The sequence below is a fragment of the Marinobacterium iners genome, assembly GCF_017310015.1.
Lineage (GTDB): Bacteria > Pseudomonadota > Gammaproteobacteria > Pseudomonadales > Balneatricaceae > Marinobacterium > Marinobacterium iners.
Genome location: NZ_CP022297.1, coordinates 3,432,084 through 3,452,891, shown reverse-complemented (window position 1 = coordinate 3,452,891; position 20,808 = coordinate 3,432,084). Strand labels below are relative to the sequence as shown.

Here is a 20,808-nt window from a genome sequence, read left to right as displayed (position 1 = left end):
GCCACCGATGAGCGCCATCCATATCCATGCCGACCAGAGCGCCGAACTGCTCGGCAGCAGCACCGACTTCAATGAGATTCAACAGATCCTCAGTGGCATAGGCGTGCGTTTCGAGCGCTGGGAAGCCGACCGCGAGATTGTGCCGGGCATGGCCAGCGAAGAGATCCTGGAGGCCTACCGCAAGGAGATCGAACGGCTTAAAAACGAGGAAGGCTACGTCACCGTGGATGTGATCAGCCTGCAGCCGGATCACCCCGACCGCGAAGCCCTGCGGCAGAAATTCCTCAGCGAACACACGCATTCAGAGGATGAAGTGCGTTTCTTCGTCGATGGCGAAGGCATGTTCTACCTGCATGTGGAAGACAAGGTGTATCAGGTGCACTGCTGCAAGAACGACCTGATCTCGGTACCGGCCAACACCACTCACTGGTTCGATATGGGACCGGCACCGCGTTTCACTGCTCTGCGCCTGTTCAACAACCCGGAAGGCTGGGTGGCGAACTTTACCGGCTCTGATATAGCTGATCGCCACCCACGCTTTGAACCGACAACTACCTGAAAAGCTACCTGCGTTGTCACCGCGGCGTTAAAAAACGGCTCAAATCGGTCATTTACGATCTGTAAACTCCCTCATTTCGCCGTTTTTTGCCTTGCGCTGACGGCCTCGCCAACGCTTTTCAGGCAGTTGCGAATTCACGCTGGTTGTTTGCCGCGATGGCCGCAACGATGCCATCGCGGTCATACACCCCCGTATCCAGCACCCAGCCGGTCACCAGATCGGCGGGGGTGACATCGAATGCGGGATTGAACACCTGTGATTCAAGCGGGCTCCAGCGCACATCGCCAAAACTGCCGCTGACGCCCCTGACCTCTTCGGCGCTGCGTTGCTCAATCGGGATCGCATCGCCGTTGGGGCAGTGCGGGTCAACGGTGGTCCAAGGCGCCACCACATAGAACGGAATCTTGTGGTAGTGCGCGTTGACCGCCAGATTGTAGGTGCCCACCTTGTTGGCAAAATCGCCATTGGCGGCGATGCGATCCGAGCCCACCAGCACCGCATCCACCTGGCCATCGCGCATCAGGATCGCGGCCATGCTGTCGCACTGAATCTGGTGCGGAATGCCGAGCCGGCACATCTCCCAGGCGGTCAGACGGCCACCCTGCAATAGCGGGCGGGTTTCATCCACCCAGACATGACTCAACCGGCCACGGCGAAAGGCTTCGGCAATCACCCCGATGGCGGTGCCGGCACCGGCGGTGGCAAGGCTGCCGGTGTTGCAGTGGGTCAACACCTGAGCGCCTTCCGGCAGCAGGGCAGCGCCATGCTCTGCCATGCGCTGACACAGGGCCACATCTTCCTCAAACAGATTTTCGGCACAGGCGACCAGTGCTTCGGCCCCCTGATCCATCACCGCCAGCATGCGATCCAGGCAGTTCATCAGGTTGACGGCGGTCGGTCGGGCTTCACGCAGCGTGGCGGCCGCTTGGCGCAGCTGATCCTCACTTAAACCCTGTTCCGCCAGGTGCGCCAGCAGCAGTGCTGCGCCGATGCCAATCAACGGTGCGCCGCGAATCTGCAGCTTGCGGATCATCGCCACCATCGCCTCTACCGAATCGCAGTGCAGCCAGAGCTCGCGGTCAGGCAGCTGGTGCTGGTCCAGCAGTTCAAGGCGGTGGTTGCGGTAGCGCAGGGCGGTGGAGATCAGGTCTTTCATCATGAGATCCGGCTGGTGAATAGAGGCGAAGAGCTTAAGCGTTATAACCCGCAGAGAAAAGAGTCTTGCCCAGGCGCTTACAGCCCCGCTGTTTTTTGTCAGAATTGGGTCATTAAACTTCAGCTACGGAAATCCCAATGACGAAGCACAAGTTCTCGGATGATGCGGCCGTTATCGCTTTTGTTCGCCGTCACACACGTCTTTTCAATGATGATGCCAACCTGGTCGTGACCGAAATCGGCGATGGCAACATCAACTTTGTCTATCGCGTGGCCGAGCCCGGAGGGGCCAGCGTTATCGTCAAACAGGCGCTGCCTTACGTGCGCATCATTGGTGAAGGCTGGCCATTGTCGCTGGATCGGATTCGGATCGAGGCGGAATCGCTGGTGCTGGAAGCCGAACACGCCGGTGAGTGGGTGCCTGAGGTGTACCATTACGAACATGATCTGGCGGCCATTATCATGCAGGATCTGGGCGAGCATCAGAACCTGCGGCATGCACTGAATGAGCGGCGCAAACTGCTGTTGCTGGCACAGCACCTGGGCCTGTTCATGGCACGCACGCTGTTCCACACCAGTGACATGCACCTGGATGCCCATCAGAAAAAGGCGCTGGTGAAGCGCTTCATCAACCCGGACCTGTGCAAGATCACGGAAGACCTGTTCTTCCTCGATCCCTACTGCGATCACGAGCGCAACGCCATCAACCCGCCGCTGCGCAAGGCAGCCGAGGCCCTGTGGCAGGATGATCGGTTGAAGGTCGAGGTGGCCGACCTCAAGTATGCGTTCCTCAACCGGGCCGAAGCCCTGCTGCATGCTGATCTGCACTCCGGTTCCATCTTCGTGACCGAGCAGAGCACCAAGGTGATCGACCCGGAGTTTGCTTATTTCGGCCCCATCGGCTTTGATGTTGGTAGCGTGATCGGCAATCTGTTGCTGAATTGGTGCGGTCAGCATGAACAGGCCGGTGATGCACAGGAGCGCCAGGACTGGCGTGACTGGCTGCTGGTTCAGATCGACAAGCTTTGGCATGAATTCAGCCGTGAGTTCAGCCACCTGATGGCGGAGCAGACAATCGATGAAAGCCTGCAAAATCCGCGCTGGCAGGCACGTCGCATGTTGCAGATCTGGTCCGACACTCTGGGCTTTGCCGGTACCGAACTGGTCCGCCGCACCATCGGCCTGGCCCATGTGGCCGACCTGGAAACCATTGAAGACGCGGCGCGGCGCGCCCAATGTGAAGCGATGGCATTGCAGCTGGGGCGTGAGCTGATCCTGCAACGCAACGATATCCACAGCATGACTGAACTGCTTGATCTGGTTAGGCAACTGAATGACTGATACCAAACGCCTGCTGCTCAACTGCGATATGGGCGAAAGCTTCGGCCCTTGGCACATGGGGCTGGATGATCAGGTAATGCCGCTGGTGGAGCTGGCCAACGTGGCCTGCGGTTTCCATGCGTCTGACCCGGTCACCATGACGCGCACCGTGATGCTGGCACGACATGCCGGTACCGCCATCGGTGCCCACCCCAGCTACCCCGATCTGGTCGGCTTTGGTCGGCGTAGTATGCAGTGCCATCCGCAGGAAATCGTTGCGCTGATCCAGTACCAGGTCGGCGCACTGGCCGGTATTGCCCGTGCGCACGGGCTGACGCTGAACCACGTCAAGCCCCACGGGGCGCTGTACAACGACATGATGCGTGATCACGACATTCTGCGCGCTGTACTGGAAGGTGTTGCTTGCTATGACGCTAGCCTGCCACTGATGCTGATGGCCACGGCGGACAATGGTCCGGCTAAGACGATTGCGGCCGAGTTTGGCGTGCCGCTGCTGTTTGAAGCCTTTGCAGACCGTGCCTACGATACCCGTGGCTATCTGGTGCCGCGCTCGGTGGAGGGATCGGTCTACCACGATGTGGACCGCATCGTGGAACAATCAGTGCGATTGGCTCAGGAGGGGATAGTCACAACACTGGACGGGACCGAGGTTCGGCTGGTGGCGAACACGCTTTGTGTACACGGCGACAACGCCGAATCGGTGCAGGCGGTCAAACGGATTCGACAGGCGCTGGATCGGCTGTACGCAAGTTGATCAGGGGCACACCGCCAAGGTGTGCCCGAGGGGATCAAGCCTTGTCGGTTGACCCGTTTTCGGCAGCGGGCTCAGCGGCGGGCTCCGCCTTCAGCGGCAATACCGTATCCAGCAACTGCTTCAGATTATTGCGATAGCTGTCCTGCAGCTCCTTGATGGCATCCGAGAAACGGCCGTCCTGCTCGACCAGCCCGGTCATCAGGTCGCGTCCGGCCTGAGACGGCGATTGCAGGAATCCGAGTGAGGGCACACCCACGGACTCGGCCAGATCCTTCATCAACTGACCCAAACGCAATCCCGGCTTGTCTGCGGGTTGCTCCAGGCTGCCAACCTGTTCATAACTGGCGGCCTGCGAAAGTGAGCGGCTGTAGCTCATGCTGAGGTCCATTGAACTCAACTCGGATGCATCAAAGCGGATACCGGTGCTCTGCTCGAACGCCTTCTGCACATCGCCATTGAAAAACTCATCGGCCACGCCTGAAATATCACGCACCATCTGCTGCAGTGCTTCGATTTCATCCTCATCCAGTTCGCCCTTAACGCTAAACTGGTACTGAGTACTTTCACTGCGGCTCACATCCATCCACGCAACCGAGTTGCCCTGGCTGTCGGCCCCGGCACCATAGGTGGCGTCGTAACTTTGGTTGCGGCTGAAGTTGATGGTTACCTCGTCCCCGTCCTGCGTCTTCACGGTCAGTGACATGTCCTCGGCGTTGCGATACCGCTCGGCTGCACCCAGTACTGCCTGTGCTACGGCATCCCGACTTCCCGGTGCTATCTCTGCCAGGGCATCAAAGGTTTTCTGCTCGGTTTCATCCACCTGAGTCTTGATATCACCCTGCAGCACATTGAGATTGTCCAGAATTTCACGTGCTTCCTTGAAGCCGGTCTCCACACCTTTCAAAGCCGCGTCATACATCTGCTGCAGCCGCTCGTCCGAGGCGCCTCTGTTTTTGGCCGCCGCAAGACCGGCCGCCACGAAATCGCTGATGCGTCCCGCCACTTTGTCAGACGTGAAGTTCTGGGCATCCAGCCCGGACAGCTTCTTGGTCGTCATGCCGGGAATCTTTTCGGCCAGTTTTCCAAGCAACACCTGCGTCGCATCCTGCGATTTGCCGTTGCCTCGCTCGGCAACCGGGACCGACTGTGGACGAGAGGAGTAGATCTGAGTAGGTGGAGACTGGATTTTCATAACAACCTCGAGGGCTTGGTATTCTGATCAAATAATAGACGGGTATCGGCCGGGGTGGGGGGATCTTGAGGCTAAGAGACTGTAGCCTGACCGTTAAAGTGGCTAGTATGAAATGATTGATGATCAAGGAGTCACGGAGAAGATATGACCATCTTGAAAACAAAGGACTTTTTGGAAAGTACAACTGTTCGCCAAGCAGCAGGTGACCGGCAGGAAAAAGACGTGGCGTTTTACCTGCGTAGGGCATTCAAGGATGACCCCAATATTCTGGTACTCAACGATTACCGCTTTACCCACAACGGCGAAGCTGCCCAGATTGATCACCTTATTGTTCACCGTGCAGGTTTGATCGTAATTGAGTCCAAGAGTATTTACGGTGAAGTCAAAGTCAACGCCCAAGGTGAGTGGTCACGCAGTTACAAAGGACAGTGGAGTGGCATGCCGTCGCCCATCCGGCAAGCAGAGTTGCAGATGGAGCTGCTGCGCGATTTTTTGAGTGATAACGTTGAAGCCTTCCTTGGCAAGTTGTTTGGTTTGCAGGCCCAGGTCCGCCACCGGGAATGGGCTGTACTCTGTACTGTGTCCAGCAGTTGTATATTGCACCGCAAGGGGATGCCAGGTGCACTGAGTAAACAAGTGGTGAAAAGTGAGTTTATTGCCGACGAAATACAGAAACTAGGTGGTTACTCTCCTTTCGGTCTATTAAAGGGGAAGGCTTACTTTTCTCTGGAAGAGCTGAACCGCATTGGGGAGTTTCTGTTGCAGCACTACCAGCCCAGGACAGAAGCCAAATCTTCAAATGAGAAAACGATAAAGGAACCTGCCCCAGTACAGGATGAGGTGTCTGCCTCGGCCCAATTATCCGCTTCGCATGAACCAGCGTTGTCCGTTGCAGAAGTAAAGGAAGTCCCTGTTGCCTACAGTACAGAGGCACCGATCGATATGATTGGCCTCGCCTGCAAAAAATGCGGCAGTGAGCAGAATTTGACCGCCATGTATGGTCAGTATGGCTACTACGTTAAATGCGGCCAATGCGGTACCAATACCTCTATGAAAACCGCCTGTCCTGAATGCAACAGCAGCAAAACACGTGTACGTAAACGTGGGGGTGAGTATTGGCTGCAATGTGAGTGTAAAGCATTGAATAAGCTGTATGAGCAGGGATAGTTTTAAGGAGTTCAACCGAAGACTGACGGTTCACTGAGTTACTGGATAGGGACTTTCGGGATGACAGCGAAAAAATATTATGCACATTCATGTGACCTCCCCGAAACCGAATGGCAGCTTTTGGAAGATCATTTGAAAGCTGTGGGGAGTATAGCTGCTTCAAAAGCGGCGTATTTTGGTGCCGAGGAATGGGCTGAAGTTGAAGGGCTGTTGCACGATCTGGGTAAATATTGCCCCGAGTTCCAGCAGCGTCTGCGTGGCAGCAAGCGGCGGGTTGACCACGCGATCTGGGGGGCAAAGGTTGCCTGCGAACGATACAAGGATTTGGGCGTATTACTGGCCTACGCCATTGCGGGGCACCACACAGGCCTTGCGGATGGATTGAGGCTGGATAGGCCACAGTCGATTACCCCCTTGTCCGACCGGTTGGCAGCACCGCCCGATACCGAATTGGATGAAGCGTGGCAATCTGAAATCACTCTGAAGCCCAGGCCTGCGCCGCCATCGCTGAATATGGTGGAAGAGTACACGGGCAAGTTGTTTCAGATGTCGGTGCTGGGGCGGATGCTCTATTCCTGCCTGGTGGATGCGGATTTTCTGGATACCGAAGCCTTCTATAACAGCATTGAAAATAAGCCCCTTCGTGATAGTTCTTTCCCCACAATGACGGAGTTGAAACAGCAACTCGATCTTTATATGTCTCAACTGCGTTTCAACGCGACCAATGGTATCAACGGCATACGCCAGCGTATTCTAAGCCATGTCCGCCGACAGGCTGAGCTGGAACCGGGGCTGTTTTCGCTGAATGTTCCAACTGGTGGGGGTAAGACCTTAGCCTCGCTGGCCTTTGCGTTGGACCATGCTGTTAGGCATGGGAAAAGGCGGGTGATTCTGGTGATCCCCTTTACCAGTATTGTGGAGCAGAATGCGAAGGTATGGCGCGAAGCACTGGGGCCCTTGGGTGCAGTGGCATTGATCGAGCATCACAGTGCCTTCGATCAGGAAAAACAGTCTTTCAGGGACCCCGGCAGCAAGGACAAGCTGCGCCAGGCCGCCGAGAACTGGGAAGCGCCGATTATCGTTACCACGGCGGTGCAGTTTTTTGAAAGCCTTTATGCCAACCGCTCGTCGCGCTGCCGCAAGCTGCACAACGTTGCCAACAGCGTCGTGATACTGGATGAAGCACAAACCCTGCCCGTAAAACTGCTGCAGCCCTGTGTCGCTATGGTGGCGGAACTGGCACGCAACTATCGCACCAGTCTGGTGCTCTGTACCGCGACCCAGCCTGCCCTGCGAAAAGAAGATGACTTCAGTAATGGGCTGGAAAATGTGCGCGAACTGGCCCCGGATCCGCAGCGGCTACATGCCGAGCTGGAGCGGGTGAGCGTAGCGCATGTGGGGGCACTGACCGATGAAGAACTGCTGGATGCCTTGCTGGCGCAGGAACAGGTGCTGTGTATCGTCAATAATCGGCGTCATGCACGCAGCCTGTTTGAGTCGCTGCGACAACAGGGCGAAGCGGCTTTCCATCTGACTACGCTGATGTGTGCCCGACACCGCTCCGCCATGCTGGAGCATATTCGTGAGCGACTACTGGAGGGCCTGCCGGTAAGGCTTGTTTCAACGTCCTTGATTGAGGCTGGAGTCGATGTGAGCTTTCCGGCGGTCTACCGTGCCGATGCAGGGCTGGATTCCATTGCCCAGGCGGCCGGGCGCTGCAACCGGGAGGGGCGGCTCGACAAGTTGGACAGTCGAGTCAATGTCTTTACCGTTGCCGATGACTGGACGATGCCAGCGGAGCTTGAACAATATGCCCAGGCATTTCATCGCGTTTATCGTCAATATGCCGATAACCTGTTGTCACTGGATGCGATTCGCGCTTATTTCAGTGAGGTCTATTGGGTCAAGGAACAGCAGATGGATGCTCCAGGTATCCTCGGCAGTGTGCGCCAGCTGGAAGGTATACCCTATGAACAGATGGCGCATGGGTTCCGCATGATCGAAAGCAATATGCTGCCGGTAATTGTGCCCTATGACTACGAGGCCCGAAGTCAGCTGAATAGCCTGGCATTTGCTGACCGAGTAGGTGGAATTGCGCGCAAGCTACAGCCTTATCTGGTTCAGGTACCGGAGCAAGGGCTCAAGGCGCTGATGTCGGCGGGTGCTGTACAGCCGGTTGCTGAGGAAAAATATGGGTATCAGTTTTTGGAGCTGGTGAATGAGAACCTCTACGACGCCGAGTGCGGATTAAGCTGGGATGAGCCTGGCTTTGTTTGTGCGGAAAAGTTGGTACTGTGATTGTTAGTTTCTATTGAATTTAGTTGATGGTTTTTGACTTTTAGCCAGGTGTGTCTAGACTGATTATTGTCGATGCAATAAAGGCCGCCCAATGCAAACCCCATCGGAACAAAAACCATGGTTTCTTATGGACTTGAGACTAGGGAGCAGAAGGTATTACTGCCACCTGAAACTGTTGTGTGGGCTCGGTTTTGTATCGACAGTTGTCACAATAACAGTCGTATTGGCCGCCCAAGATAAGGTGTTGGACGCTCTTAAAGTGCTGTTAGAGTGTGGATAGAAACTATTGGCTTTAATTGATGAGGCTCAGGACTCCCTTACAAATGGTAGGGGAGTCACCCCAAACAGGAGGTTACATGGCATACGGAATTCGCTTGAAAGTATGGGGCGAACGCGCCTGTTTTACCCGTCCAGAGATGAAGGTGGAGCGTGTCAGCTATGATGTGATTACGCCGTCGGCTGCGCGGGGTATCATCGAAGCCATCCACTGGAAGCCGGCCATTCGGTGGCACATTGATAAAATTCACGTTCTGAACCCCATTGCTTTTGAATCTATTCGTCGTAACGAGGTGGGCAGCAAAGTGTCCGCCGCTAATATCAAGAAAGCGGTGAAAGCGGGTAACACTGCAGGACTGGTCAATTATGTCGATCAGGATCGCCAGCAGCGTGCCGCCACGATACTGCGCAATGTGGCCTATGTGATCGAGGCGCACTTCGACCTGACCAGCCGGGCTGATGCCTCCGACAGCGAAGGCAAACATCTGGATATTTTCAATCGCCGTGCTCGCAAGGGGCAGTTCTTTCACGCCCCCTGTTTGGGTGTGCGTGAATTTCCGGCCAACTTCGAACTGATCGAAGAGGAGGAGCAGTTGCCGACCACCGCTGGCGAGCTGACCGGGGTGCGGGATTTGGGTTGGATGCTGCATGACTTTGATTTCAGTCGAGAGTCCACCCCACACTACTTTCGTGCTCTGATGAACGATGGTGTGATCGAGGTGCCACCGTTCCGCTCGGAAGAGGTGAAAGCATGATTCTGACGGCGTTGAACAACTACTATGGCCGATTGGTAGAGCAAGGGAATCCGGATGTGCCGCCCTATGGCTATAGCCCTGAAAATATCAGCTATAGCCTCGTTATTGACCGCGAAGGGGCTTTGATTGACGTGGTCAGCCTGCTGGATACTACCGGGAAAAAGCCGCGTCCGTCGGTTTGTTTGGTACCTCAGCCCCCTAAGAAGTCATCCAATATCGCTCCGAACTTCCTTTGGGATAAGTCGAGTTATGTACTAGGACTGACTTCCAGTGAGAAGGACAAGGACATTCACCGCGCTCGGCAGACCCATGAAAAATTCAAGGAATATCATCGCCAATGGTTGGAAGGTGAGGATGATGTTGGATTGCAAGCACTGCTTGCTTTTATGGACCGGTGGGACCCTGAGGATGAGGCTTGTGTCAGTCTGATTCCTGTTGAAGCACTGGATACCAATTTGGTTTTCCGACTCGATGAAGAGCTGGGTTTTTTGCATCAGCGTGATGGGGCAAAAGCGATTCGAGATCGACAACTGGCATCGCCGGATCAGCAAACGCAAACCTGTCTGGTAACAGGCGAATCGGCAACTGTTGCAGCACTCCATCCCACCATCAAGGGTGTCAACGGAGCACAGTCATCAGGAGCGTCACTGGTGTCCTTCAACCTGTCAGCCTTTGAGTCCCATGGCAAGAAACAGGGCATGAATGCGCCGGTCTCAGAGCGAGCCGCCTTTGGCTATGGTACGGCACTGAATTACCTGCTGCGGCGCGATCCGAAGAATCGGCAACGTCTGCAGATCGGTGACAGTACCGTTGTGTTCTGGGCGGAGGCAGAGAGTCCGCAGGAGGCCGAGGCAAGTGAAGATTTTCTCGGTGGGTTACTGTCACCACCAACCAATTCGGAAGATCTGGATAACCCCGAAGTTGAACGTCTGCATGCGACACTGAACAAGGTGGCGGCAGGTGAGCCTTTGCAGAATCTGAATCTGCAGCTGAACCCTGATACGCGTATTTACATACTGGGGTTAGCACCCAATGCCGCTCGTTTGTCGGTACGTTTCTGGGAGGTGGATACGCTGGAGCGATTCACCCAACGCATAGGTGAGCACTATCGAGATCTTTTGCTTCAGCCTGCCCCTTGGAAAAAGCCTCCTTCCATTTGGCGGCTGTTACTGGAAACAGTTCCTTACCGTAACGGTAAATCGAAATCTGACGATGTTGCGCCCCATCTGGCCGGGGAACTGGCTCGTGCCATTTTGACCGGGCGACGCTATCCGCGTCATCTTTTAACCCACATGATCATGCGTATGCGTGCTGATGGCTATATGTCGTCACTGCGCGTCGCTTTGTGCAAGGCGGTACTGGTGCGCGATCAGCGCCTCGGTTCAATCAAAGACAAGGAGATTCCCGTGAGTCTGGATATCGACAACAGGGATCCGGGCTACGTGCTCGGACGTTTGTTCGCAACACTTGAGTCTGTTCAGCGTGCAGCGCTGGGCGGTAAAGTGAACGCAACCATAAGAGACCGCTATTACGGGGCAGCGTCGGCGACACCCGCCAGCGTTTTCCCGGTATTGCTGCGTAATGCACAAAGCCATTTCAGCAAGGTGCGCAAGGAAAAGCCCGGTTTGGCAGTCAATCTCGAAAAGCAGACCGGTGCCATCATGGAGCTGTTGCCGGCCGAGTTCCCGAAAACGCTTGGGTTGGAAGAACAGGGCCGTTTTGCGATCGGCTATTACCACCAGCGCAACGAAATCTTCAACAAGCATGCACCGGATATCCAGGAAGGAGACACAGAATGAGCGCCATCAACAACCGTTATGAATTCGTTTTTCTATTTGATGTTACCAACGGCAACCCCAATGGTGACCCCGATGCCGGCAACATGCCTAGGCTCGACCCGGAAACCAACCGTGGCTTGGTGACGGATGTGTGCCTGAAGCGCAAGATCCGTAACTTTGTAGAAATGGCCAAGGAAAAAGAGTCCGGCTTCGCTATCTACATGCAGGAAAAGTCTGTGTTGAACAATCAGCACAAGCAGGCTTACGAGGCGCTAGGCATCGAACCGGTGGCGAAAAAATTGCCTAAAGATCAGAAGCAGGCACTGGAACTGACGAGGTGGATGTGCAGAAACTTCTTCGACGTGCGTACTTTTGGAGCCGTGATGACGACAGAGGTGAATGCCGGTCAGGTACGTGGTCCTGTCCAGCTGGCATTTGCCAGCTCCATTGATCCGGTTGTGCCGCTGGAGGTTTCCATCACTCGGATGGCTGTCACTAACGAAAAAGACCTGGAAAAGGAACGCACCATGGGGCGCAAGCATATAATTCCCTATGGTCTTTACCGCGTGCATGGCTACGTGTCGGCTAAGCTGGCGCAGAAAACCGGTTTCTCCGAAGATGACCTGCAGTTGCTGTGGCAGTCACTGATCAACCTGTTCGAGCATGACCGCTCGGCTGCCCGTGGTGAGATGGCAGCCCGTCAGCTGATTCTTTTCAAACACGAATCAGAACTGGGGAATGCTCCTGCGCACAAACTATTTGAAACCGTTAAGGTTGAGCGTATCAACGGTGCGTCCGGCAGCCCGGCACAGTCCTTTGATGACTATCGCATCGTGTTGGATGCCGAAGCCATTCCGGCCGGTGTGTCGGTCGAGGAGTTGATCTGATTCAATCGAGGATAAGGTCATGGATGACACTCTCAACATATCCGCTATCCAGCACTATGCCTATTGCCCGCGTCAGTTTGCGCTGATCCATGTTGAACAGGCCTGGGATGATAACCGTTTCACTGCCGAGGGGCTGTTGCTGCATCGGCGTGTTGACGGTGGAGAGCCAGAGCAGCGTGGGCATATCCGCTACGAACGTGCCGTCTTACTGAAGTCGGAGCGGCTGGGACTGATTGGCAAAATGGACTTGCTAGAGATTGATACCTCGGCTGGTTACCGCCTCATTCCGGTGGAGTACAAGCGAGGCCGTTCGAAAACCCAGGACTGGGACCGGCTACAGTTATGTGCTCAAGCGCTCTGCCTGGAAGAGATGCGTCATGTCGATATCGAAGAGGGTGCCATCTGGTATTGGGAAACGCGTCGACGCGAAGAGGTTCGGTTCCACAGCTCTCTGCGGGCGCGTACCGAAGCCATTATCGTCAATGCCCGAAACCTCATTCGAAACGGTACGACTCCTCCGCCCACCGAAGATCGTAAACGGTGCAAGGCCTGTTCTCTGTATGAACTGTGCCAGCCTGATGCCTTGCGTCAGGACCACTCCGCTGCGTATATCCGGGACCTTTTCAAACCATGAAAAAACTGTTGAATACGCTCTATATCACGCGTCAGGAAACCTACCTGCACAAGGAGCGGGAAACGATCGTCATCAAGCAGAAGGATGAGAAACTGGGACAGTTTCCTTCGCTGGCGCTGGGCAATATCCTCTGTTTTGGACGTGTCTCGGTATCTCCTTTCCTGATGGGATATCTGTCGGAGAAGGGCATAGGCCTTAGTTTCTTTACCGAATACGGCCGTTTTCTGGCACGGGTTCAGGGGCCTGAATCCGGCAATGTGCTGCTCAGACGCAGCCAGTATCGTTGGGCGGATGACCCGGATAAATCCATGTTGGTGGCTCGGCTGATGATTGCAGCCAAGGTTGCCAATAGTCGGACGGTTATTCAGCGAGATCTGCGTAACCATGGCAACAACCCTGAGCTGAAGCAGGCTGTCGACAAGCTGGCTGCGAGTCTGCGCAGTGTGCAGCAGGTTAAAACAGCAGACAGCCTGATGGGAGTGGAAGGTGATGCGGCCAATTGTTATTTCTCGGTGCTGCAGCAGCGCCTACGCAAGGATCATTTTCAGTTCAATGGTCGTGTGCGACGTCCACCGACTGATTCGGTGAATGCTTTGCTGTCATTTATCTATTCCATGATTACTCAGGATTGTGTGGCAGCGCTTCAGGGCGTTGGGCTTGATCCCTATGTTGGGTTTCTGCATCGGGACCGGCCAGGTCGTCCGGGGCTTGCGCTGGACCTGCTGGAAGAGTTTCGTGCCGGATGGGCCGATAGACTTGTGCTGAGTTTGCTGAACCGCCAGCAATTAAAGTCAAAAGATTTTGTTACCGAAGCCAGCGGAGCCGTGCGTTTAACCGATGATGGTCGAAAAACTGTACTGGTTGCATTTCAGGAGCGGAAGCAGGAAGAGCTGATACACCCCTATCTACAGGAAAAAATTCCCATTGGACTGTTGCCACATTGCCAGGCCATGTTGCTGGCGCGGCATATTCGCGGAGATATTGAATATTACCCACCTTGGACACTGAAATAATGCTGGTGCTGATCACCTATGATGTCAGTGTGGTGACATCTGACGGACAACGCAGGCTGCGCAATATTGCCAAAACCTGCCTAGATTACGGGACCCGGGTGCAGAACTCTGTATTTGAATGCGAAGTGACCCCTGCACAATTGGTCGTTTTAAAGGCAGAATTGACGGATATCTATAATCCTGACGAAGACAGTCTTCGGTTCTATCATTTGGGCAAAAAAGGGCGACAAAAAGTAGAACACTACGGTGCCAAAGTCGTGCCCGACCCTCATTCCTCGCCGCTTATCCTGTAAGAATGGCATTCCGCTACCCTTGGGTTCTCATTAAATACCGGGAAGGTTAGCGGAGCTTCAACTATTTGAAATAAAAAGTATTTTTTGAATACCTTCGCACAGAACCCAATCCATCCCTGATGTGCAGCCTACAATAGCGGAAACCTAGTTATTTTCCTTTGTTCTTTAACAACTTAGACTGCAACTGTCGCACCCCACGCGGGTGCGTGGATCGAAACGTTTCTGTTCGGATGGAATTCTGCAGAGGCTTGGGTCGCACCCCACGCGGGTGCGTGGATCGAAACCTGCGCCCTGGCATGACAGCGCACGCCAGAGGTGTCGCACCCCACGCGGGTGCGTGGATCGAAACAACTGCAGCGACACCGACGCCTACCGCATGATCGGGTCGCACCCCACGCGGGTGCGTGGATCGAAACTGGCTCAAGCAGAGCGAAGAAGCGCGGCAGCAGATGTCGCACCCCACGCGGGTGCGTGGATCGAAACTGATAGTCTGGTTATATCAGTTATCGGGCCAGACGTCGCACCCCACGCGGGTGCGTGGATCGAAACAAGGATATCCGTGACGGCGTGCTGTACGTGAAACAGGTCGCACCCCACGCGGGTGCGTGGATCGAAACTAATGATGGCTTGCAAAAGACATTATCTACTTAGTCGCACCCCACGCGGGTGCGTGGATCGAAACTCATGGATCTTAATGATCTCGTGTGGGAAGTCCCGTCGCACCCCACGCGGGTGCGTGGATCGAAACAATGCGGGCAACATGTCAGCCGTTGCTGAAACCAGTCGCACCCCACGCGGGTGCGTGGATCGAAACCATGAACAAGGGTACCTCTACCTCATCGTCATCCAGTCGCACCCCACGCGGGTGCGTGGATCGAAACAGCTGCAAGTGATCGAGCCGGACCACGTACCACTGTCGCACCCCACGCGGGTGCGTGGATCGAAACATGTTGGTCATCCTTTGCGCTGGAGCTTACTGGTGTCGCACCCCACGCGGGTGCGTGGATCGAAACGGGTGATGACTACGACACGGAGTGGTCGAGCGAGGTCGCACCCCACGCGGGTGCGTGGATCGAAACCACCTGTGTATTTATGGGTTACAGGTGGTAGATTGTCGCACCCCACGCGGGTGCGTGGATCGAAACTGGCGCAACTACGCCGATCCGCACCATCTCAAGCTGTCGCACCCCACGCGGGTGCGTGGATCGAAACAGGCTGACGGCGTCCGATCAGCCACCCGCAAATCCGTCGCACCCCACGCGGGTGCGTGGATCGAAACACCAAAGGCGCGAATGTTGGCAAGCTCAGAGGCGGTCGCACCCCACGCGGGTGCGTGGATCGAAACACGCCGCTGGTGCGGCACCGCTCCGCGAACCACGTCGCACCCCACGCGGGTGCGTGGATCGAAACCAGAAGCAACAGCTGCTTGCCATAGCCGCTGGCGTCGCACCCCACGCGGGTGCGTGGATCGAAACATCTTTGGTTCGCAGCAGCAGGATGTGCTCGGCCGTCGCACCCCACGCGGGTGCGTGGATCGAAACCGGTAAACTCAGACGGCGCGCCGTGATATTCACGCACGTCGCACCCCACGCGGGTGCGTGGATCGAAACAGGCAACGGGAGCCAGCATCATTATTTTAGGTTGTCGCACCCCACGCGGGTGCGTGGATCGAAACCCGCTACGACGACCGGCTGGCACAACGGGGAATCGGTCGCACCCCACGCGGGTGCGTGGATCGAAACGCCCTCGCTATATACAGGGAGGCTGAACACCTCAGGTCGCACCCCACGCGGGTGCGTGGATCGAAACCTGAATGAGATGATCTCAACACCAACAACCGGCAAGTCGCACCCCACGCGGGTGCGTGGATCGAAACAATCTATTTCGGCGCAGACCTGACGGACTCGGAGGTCGCACCCCACGCGGGTGCGTGGATCGAAACCACTTGTCCACCGGCTTGCACAGTGGTAGGCCGTGGTCGCACCCCACGCGGGTGCGTGGATCGAAACAAGAACCCTGTAGCTGCCACTGCCGACGACATCAGTCGCACCCCGCGCGGGTGCGTGGATCGAAACCAGCGTCCACTCCCTGTCCTCGCACGGCAGCCCGTGTCGCACCCCACGCGGGTGCGTGGATCGAAACATGGCGTAGGTGAACGAACCCTGAGACAGGGAGCGGGTCGCACCCCACGCGGGTGCGTGGATCGAAACGTCTGCGTGTGGGACCAGACACAGGAAACCAGCCGGTCGCACCCCACGCGGGTGCGTGGATCGAAACACCACATAGCAACGGTGATCCGGCCCGATGACGAGTCGCACCCCACGCGGGTGCGTGGATCGAAACGGCTATGAAGCGCCGGTACCGGAGATGAAAGAACGTCGCACCCCACGCGGGTGCGTGGATCGAAACTGTTTAAGAAGCTAGAGAAGGCCATCGACCTACGTCGCACCCCACGCGGGTGCGTGGATCGAAACCTAAGCGGCACAAGCACCCGCTCACCGGCCATGTGGTCGCACCCCACGCGGGTGCGTGGATCGAAACGTTATCACGCTCAATCGTCAGCAGCGGGAGCCTTGTCGCACCCCACGCGGGTGCGTGGATCGAAACCAATACATGGAGACCAGTGGGTGCGGAGCGCGTAGTCGCACCCCACGCGGGTGCGTGGATCGAAACTGCCCCATCGCCAGTAGCACCTGGCTACCGCAGCGTGTCGCACCCCACGCGGGTGCGTGGATCGAAACGACCTACAAGGAAAAATCCATCGGCCTGCCCGATGTCGCACCCCACGCGGGTGCGTGGATCGAAACAGAGTCGACTATATCAACTACTACGGCACAGCGGGTCGCACCCCACGCGGGTGCGTGGATCGAAACAGGCCGAGGTGGAGCGGTTGCAACGCGAGCTCGCGTCGCACCCCACGCGGGTGCGTGGATCGAAACCTTGGTTGTTGGTAGTGGGTTAATACTAGGCATTGTCGCACCCCACGCGGGTGCGTGGATCGAAACACAACGTCAAGGCACCGGGTACACTGAACGCAGTAGTCGCACCCCACGCGGGTGCGTGGATCGAAACTTGCACGTCAGCTTGGAAAGCATCAGGCCGGTCTGGTCGCACCCCACGCGGGTGCGTGGATCGAAACGCCATCTCTATGAACAGCTCTCCTTCGTTTTTGGTCGCACCCCACGCGGGTGCGTGGATCGAAACAGACTGACAGAGCCGGTCGCATTGCTCCAGCAGCGTCGCACCCCACGCGGGTGCGTGGATCGAAACATCGCCACGGTCCTCAGCATCCGTATCCTGATCCAGTCGCACCCCACGCGGGTGCGTGGATCGAAACTGCATCCATTCGCCCCGACGCATAACATCGCACAAAGTCGCACCCCACGCGGGTGCGTGGATCGAAACGCCATGCCAGCGCAAACCATGACTGAGGTTAGGGAGTCGCACCCCACGCGGGTGCGCCGTTACGATGGTTAATAAAATTGACCATTCCTTTGAAGTGTTATCCAAATCAGTACTGTTTCTGCTTTTGCAGTTGATAAATCACAACAGCCGGTGTATCCACATACCATTACAAACCCCAACCCAAGATAGCAAGCCAAAAGGGAGGAGCGAGAACAGGTGGGGCTCAGCCCCGTGCTATCCCACCCCGTATTTGAGGCCAACGGCCAGACCGAAACGGGGTTCTCGCGCAAAAGCCTATGAATGCCATGTCAATTCTGAAGCAACTGATGAACCAGGCCTCCGGTGGTCAGGGCGGCTCTACCGGGGGCGGTGATGTTAACCGAATGGTTAGCCAACTGGCCTCGCAGTTCAAGGGCGGTTCTGGCGGCAGTGGTGCCGGTGGGATCGATATGAAGAGCCTGCTCGGTGGCGGTGCGCTGGGGCTGCTGGTGGGTTCCAAGCGTGGTCGCAAGATGGGTGGCAAGGCGCTGAAGTATGGTGCGCTGGCAGGAGTCGGCGTGCTGGCGTGGAAGGCATATCAGAACTATCAGTCCCAGTCTCCAGCATCGGCAGCAGCGAGTCCTTCAGCCGGCAACCAGCCGGAAGGGCAGCCGCTTGAGCAGCTGCAGGGGCCGGATCAGGAACGGCGAGGGCTGGAGATTTTGCAGGCGATGATCATGGCGGCGCGTGCAGACGGTCATGTTGATGCAGCCGAGCGGGCCTTGTTGACCAGCAAGATTGAAAGCCTGGGGCCGGATGACGAGCTGCATGTCTGGATTCAGCAGCAGTTTGATGCGCCGCTGGATGCCGATGCGCTGGCGCGCAGTGCCGATTCACCACAGGCACGGCGTGAAATCTATGCCGTCAGTGTCGCGATCATTGATGAACAGAACCCCATGGAGCGTGCCTGGCTTAACCAGCTGGCAACCGCGCTGCAGCTCGAACCGGCACTGGCAGCCGAGCTGGAGCGTCAGGTGCTGAACACCGTTAACGAGTCATGAAGCAGGTAACAATGTCCAAGCGGTTGATCATTTTTACCGGTGCCGGTGTTTCCGCCGAGTCCGGTGTACCCACCTTTCGCACCGGGCCGGATGGCCTTTGGCACAATCACCGTATCGAGGATGTCTGTCACATCGACACCTTCGAGCAAAATTACGACCTTGTGCATGCATTCTACAATGCCCGCCGCACGGCGCTGCAAGGGTTAGAACCCAACGCTGCGCATCAGGCGATTGCCGAACTGCAGCAATGCTACGGCGATCGGGTGACGTTGATGACCACTAACGTGGACGATTTGCACGAACGTGCCGGCAGCTCGAAGGTGGTACATATCCATGGCAACCTGCTGGAGCTAGTCAATCTGGCCGAAGATGAGGTGCAACCGATCGGCTATGAGGCGTTTGATCACGTTGTTCACCCTCCGAACTTCAAGCCTAATGTGGTGTTCTTCGGTGAGGTGGCGCCGGTCTATCGTGACCTGTTTACCCTGATGAATTCATTGACCCGACATGATCTGGTGCTGGTGGTCGGCAGCAGCGAAACGGTGATCCAGTTCTGCCTTGAGGCCTACAGCGGCAGTAACGGCGCGGCGACGATCCTCTATGTCGATCCTACAGACAGCTGTCCCTATGACCGAATACTTGGCTCGGGTCAGAAACCCTATACCGAGCATTACCGCATGGGTGCCGTGGAAGCGTTCCGCGCCGGCTCACCTGTGCGCAAATGGGTCGAGCGTTGGTTGGGTGGCCCAGAGGAGTAACCCATGCAACTCACCTTTCTTGGCACCTCATCCGGCGCCCCCACCCGACAGCGCAATGTCAGTGCTACCGCCATTCAGCCCGAGCGAGGGCGGCAGTGGGTGCTGGTGGACTGCGGTGAGGCGACCCAGCATCAGCTGCTGCGTACTCGCCTGTCACCGCTGCAGTTGCAGGCGGTTCTGATCACCCATGTGCATGGCGATCACTGTTACGGCTTGCCGGGGCTGCTGGCATCCTGTCAGCTGAATGGGCGTACGGCGCCGCTGACACTGGTGGGGCCGGCGGCGGTCTGGCGTTATCTGCAGGCCGTGATTGAGCATACCGAACTGCGCATCGACTATCCGCTGGAGTTTGTTGAGGTATCCCGTACATTGGAGCTGGAACGGGGTGGCTTCAGCATCACGGCGACTGAACTCAGCCATCGTACCGAGTGCTGGGCCTATCGGCTGCAGGAGGCTCATGTCCCGGTACGGCTGGATACCGAGCGTCTGCAGGCAGAAAGGGTGATGCCATCGCCGTTGTATGGCCGCTTGCAGCAGGGCGAGCACGTGACGTTACCCGATGGTCGTGAGCTGGATGGGCGGGAATACTGCATCGCCTCGTATCCTGCGCGGGCAGTGGTGGTCGCCGGTGACAACGACCAACCTGAACTGTTGGGTGAGGCCTGCGAGGGCGTGCAGCTGCTGGTGCATGAGGCGACCTACACTGAAGAGGTGCTGCAGCAGGTAGGACCTGAGCCGCAGCACAGCTGTGCTGCCCAGGTGGCATGCTTCGCCGAGGCGCGCGCTATCCCGGCGCTGCTGCTGACCCATTTCAGCCCACGTTATCTGCTCAGGCCCAGGCGTCCGCGCGATCTGTCGATCGAGCTGCTGCGTGCAGATGCGGCACATCATTACAGCGGCACGCTTTATCTGGCGCAGGATTTTGAGATCTATGGTATAGCCCGTAATGGTGAGGTATCTCTTTTGAGCGAGCAAGCCAGAGATCAGCGGTCGAATCACACTGTATCGAATAGGGAATAAAGCATGCGCAAACAACACCCGCTTGAACTGCTGATACCGCCACCGCTGGTGTTCCTGACGGCAGCGGGTCTTGGCTGGTTTGGTGCCTGGCTCTGGCCGGGCGGGGTGTTGTTCCAGCTGCCGCTGCTGTGGATTTTGGTTCCGGTGGTTCTGGCAGGTGTTATGGGTACCTTGGCGGTGTTACATTGCTTTCGTGCGCGCACTACGGTGCATCCGCACTGCCCTGAAAAAACCAGCTGTCTGGTGGCCTACGGCGTGTTTAAGCTCAGCCGAAACCCGATGTATCTGGCACTGCTGCTGTTGCTGACCGCATGGATGCTGCAACTCGGGCACCTGCTGTCGCCGCTCTGGCTGGCGGGGTTTGTAGCCTATGTCACCCGCTTTCAGATCCGGCCGGAAGAGCGAGTGCTGCAGGAACTGTTTGGTGATGAGTATGAGGTTTATTGCCGTGGGACGCGGCGCTGGGTGTAGTCGATTACTGGG

Annotated in this window: 17 protein-coding genes and 1 CRISPR repeat array; of the genes, 15 read left to right on the top strand and 2 right to left on the bottom strand. The window is 56.7% G+C overall.

The window, feature by feature from the left end:
* The first annotated feature begins 7 nt into the window (after nucleotides 1–7).
* A complete protein-coding gene (locus CFI10_RS16585; protein WP_206836604.1) occupies nucleotides 8–559 on the top strand; it encodes a 1,2-dihydroxy-3-keto-5-methylthiopentene dioxygenase in 552 nt (183 codons plus the stop codon).
* Nucleotides 560–677: 118 nt separating this feature from the next.
* Here CFI10_RS16585 and mtnA read toward each other — a convergent pair whose 3' ends face one another.
* Nucleotides 678–1,718, bottom strand: coding sequence for an S-methyl-5-thioribose-1-phosphate isomerase (gene mtnA / locus CFI10_RS16580; protein WP_341868539.1), 1,041 nt, complete (start codon nucleotides 1,716–1,718; stop codon nucleotides 678–680).
* 134 nt (nucleotides 1,719–1,852) lie between these two features.
* Here mtnA and mtnK point away from each other — a divergent pair, with 134 nt between their 5' ends.
* Together mtnK and CFI10_RS16570 are read left to right on the top strand one after the other, a co-directional pair.
* Entirely contained in the window at nucleotides 1,853–3,055 is a 1,203-nt protein-coding gene (gene mtnK / locus CFI10_RS16575) for an S-methyl-5-thioribose kinase (protein ID WP_206836601.1), read from the top strand.
* The gene (locus CFI10_RS16570; protein ID WP_206836598.1) at nucleotides 3,048–3,809 is read left to right on the top strand and encodes a 5-oxoprolinase subunit PxpA; all 762 of its coding nucleotides are present in this window, start codon (nucleotides 3,048–3,050) and stop codon (nucleotides 3,807–3,809) included. Before mtnK ends, CFI10_RS16570 begins: the two co-directional genes overlap by 8 nt.
* Nucleotides 3,810–3,843: 34 nt before the next feature.
* On the opposite strand, the gene CFI10_RS16565 is transcribed toward CFI10_RS16570, so the two are convergent.
* A complete protein-coding gene (locus CFI10_RS16565; protein ID WP_206836596.1) occupies nucleotides 3,844–5,001 on the bottom strand; it encodes a DUF5610 domain-containing protein in 1,158 nt (385 codons plus the stop codon).
* 144 nt (nucleotides 5,002–5,145) lie between these two features.
* Between CFI10_RS16565 and CFI10_RS16560 the strand changes: the two genes are divergently transcribed.
* From CFI10_RS16560 to CFI10_RS16505, 12 genes are all read left to right on the top strand, one after another.
* The gene (locus CFI10_RS16560) at nucleotides 5,146–6,168 is read left to right on the top strand and encodes a nuclease-related domain-containing protein (RefSeq protein WP_206836593.1); all 1,023 of its coding nucleotides are present in this window, start codon (nucleotides 5,146–5,148) and stop codon (nucleotides 6,166–6,168) included.
* Between the two features lie 120 nt (nucleotides 6,169–6,288).
* Complete coding sequence (locus CFI10_RS16555) at nucleotides 6,289–8,466, top strand: CRISPR-associated endonuclease Cas3'' (protein WP_242530031.1); 2,178 nt, start codon at nucleotides 6,289–6,291, stop codon at nucleotides 8,464–8,466.
* Between the two features lie 356 nt (nucleotides 8,467–8,822).
* The gene (gene cas5c, locus CFI10_RS16550) at nucleotides 8,823–9,497 is read left to right on the top strand and encodes a type I-C CRISPR-associated protein Cas5c (protein WP_206836587.1); all 675 of its coding nucleotides are present in this window, start codon (nucleotides 8,823–8,825) and stop codon (nucleotides 9,495–9,497) included.
* Nucleotides 9,494–11,296: a type I-C CRISPR-associated protein Cas8c/Csd1 gene (cas8c, locus tag CFI10_RS16545; RefSeq protein WP_206836584.1), complete on the top strand. Its 1,803-nt coding sequence runs from the start codon at nucleotides 9,494–9,496 to the stop codon at nucleotides 11,294–11,296. Before cas5c ends, cas8c begins: the two co-directional genes overlap by 4 nt.
* Complete coding sequence (gene cas7c, locus CFI10_RS16540; RefSeq protein ID WP_206836581.1) at nucleotides 11,293–12,162, top strand: type I-C CRISPR-associated protein Cas7/Csd2; 870 nt, start codon at nucleotides 11,293–11,295, stop codon at nucleotides 12,160–12,162. Before cas8c ends, cas7c begins: the two co-directional genes overlap by 4 nt.
* A 19-nt stretch (nucleotides 12,163–12,181) precedes the next feature.
* Complete coding sequence (gene cas4 / locus CFI10_RS16535) at nucleotides 12,182–12,796, top strand: CRISPR-associated protein Cas4 (protein ID WP_206836578.1); 615 nt, start codon at nucleotides 12,182–12,184, stop codon at nucleotides 12,794–12,796.
* Nucleotides 12,793–13,809 carry a type I-C CRISPR-associated endonuclease Cas1c gene (gene cas1c / locus CFI10_RS16530; RefSeq protein WP_206836575.1) on the top strand — a complete coding sequence of 339 codons (1,017 nt, stop codon included), beginning with the start codon at nucleotides 12,793–12,795 and terminating at the stop codon, nucleotides 13,807–13,809. The genes cas4 and cas1c overlap by 4 nt, the downstream gene beginning before the upstream one ends.
* The gene (gene cas2, locus CFI10_RS16525; RefSeq protein ID WP_206836572.1) at nucleotides 13,809–14,102 is read left to right on the top strand and encodes a CRISPR-associated endonuclease Cas2; all 294 of its coding nucleotides are present in this window, start codon (nucleotides 13,809–13,811) and stop codon (nucleotides 14,100–14,102) included. The genes cas1c and cas2 overlap by 1 nt, the downstream gene beginning before the upstream one ends.
* 186 nt (nucleotides 14,103–14,288) lie before the next feature.
* Nucleotides 14,289–17,507: a CRISPR direct-repeat array (repeat unit 32 nt; unit sequence GTCGCACCCCACGCGGGTGCGTGGATCGAAAC).
* A 296-nt stretch (nucleotides 17,508–17,803) separates the two neighbouring features.
* Nucleotides 17,804–18,547: a tellurite resistance TerB family protein gene (locus tag CFI10_RS16520; protein WP_206836569.1), complete on the top strand. Its 744-nt coding sequence runs from the start codon at nucleotides 17,804–17,806 to the stop codon at nucleotides 18,545–18,547.
* The gene (locus tag CFI10_RS16515) at nucleotides 18,544–19,305 is read left to right on the top strand and encodes an SIR2 family NAD-dependent protein deacylase (RefSeq protein ID WP_206836566.1); all 762 of its coding nucleotides are present in this window, start codon (nucleotides 18,544–18,546) and stop codon (nucleotides 19,303–19,305) included. The genes CFI10_RS16520 and CFI10_RS16515 overlap by 4 nt, the downstream gene beginning before the upstream one ends.
* A gap of 3 nt (nucleotides 19,306–19,308) precedes the next feature.
* Nucleotides 19,309–20,325: a ribonuclease Z gene (locus tag CFI10_RS16510; protein WP_206836563.1), complete on the top strand. Its 1,017-nt coding sequence runs from the start codon at nucleotides 19,309–19,311 to the stop codon at nucleotides 20,323–20,325.
* A gap of 3 nt (nucleotides 20,326–20,328) precedes the next feature.
* Nucleotides 20,329–20,796, top strand: coding sequence for a methyltransferase family protein (locus tag CFI10_RS16505; RefSeq protein WP_206836560.1), 468 nt, complete (start codon nucleotides 20,329–20,331; stop codon nucleotides 20,794–20,796).
* Nucleotides 20,797–20,808: the final 12 nt, after the last annotated feature.

Excerpts from the sequence above, each read along its gene's own strand:
- CFI10_RS16585 (WP_206836604.1), top strand. The coding sequence starts at position 8 with ATGAGCGCCATCCATATCCATGCCGACCAGAGCGCCGAACTGCTCGGC.
- mtnA (WP_341868539.1), bottom strand. The coding sequence starts at position 1,718 with ATGATGAAAGACCTGATCTCCACCGCCCTGCGCTACCGCAACCACCGC.
- mtnK (WP_206836601.1), top strand. The coding sequence starts at position 1,853 with ATGACGAAGCACAAGTTCTCGGATGATGCGGCCGTTATCGCTTTTGTT.
- CFI10_RS16570 (WP_206836598.1), top strand. The coding sequence starts at position 3,048 with ATGACTGATACCAAACGCCTGCTGCTCAACTGCGATATGGGCGAAAGC.
- CFI10_RS16565 (WP_206836596.1), bottom strand. The coding sequence starts at position 5,001 with ATGAAAATCCAGTCTCCACCTACTCAGATCTACTCCTCTCGTCCACAG.
- CFI10_RS16560 (WP_206836593.1), top strand. The coding sequence starts at position 5,146 with ATGACCATCTTGAAAACAAAGGACTTTTTGGAAAGTACAACTGTTCGC.
- cas5c (WP_206836587.1), top strand. The coding sequence starts at position 8,823 with ATGGCATACGGAATTCGCTTGAAAGTATGGGGCGAACGCGCCTGTTTT.
- cas8c (WP_206836584.1), top strand. The coding sequence starts at position 9,494 with ATGATTCTGACGGCGTTGAACAACTACTATGGCCGATTGGTAGAGCAA.
- cas7c (WP_206836581.1), top strand. The coding sequence starts at position 11,293 with ATGAGCGCCATCAACAACCGTTATGAATTCGTTTTTCTATTTGATGTT.
- cas4 (WP_206836578.1), top strand. The coding sequence starts at position 12,182 with ATGGATGACACTCTCAACATATCCGCTATCCAGCACTATGCCTATTGC.
- cas1c (WP_206836575.1), top strand. The coding sequence starts at position 12,793 with ATGAAAAAACTGTTGAATACGCTCTATATCACGCGTCAGGAAACCTAC.
- cas2 (WP_206836572.1), top strand. The coding sequence starts at position 13,809 with ATGCTGGTGCTGATCACCTATGATGTCAGTGTGGTGACATCTGACGGA.
- CFI10_RS16520 (WP_206836569.1), top strand. The coding sequence starts at position 17,804 with ATGAATGCCATGTCAATTCTGAAGCAACTGATGAACCAGGCCTCCGGT.
- CFI10_RS16515 (WP_206836566.1), top strand. The coding sequence starts at position 18,544 with ATGAAGCAGGTAACAATGTCCAAGCGGTTGATCATTTTTACCGGTGCC.
- CFI10_RS16510 (WP_206836563.1), top strand. The coding sequence starts at position 19,309 with ATGCAACTCACCTTTCTTGGCACCTCATCCGGCGCCCCCACCCGACAG.
- CFI10_RS16505 (WP_206836560.1), top strand. The coding sequence starts at position 20,329 with ATGCGCAAACAACACCCGCTTGAACTGCTGATACCGCCACCGCTGGTG.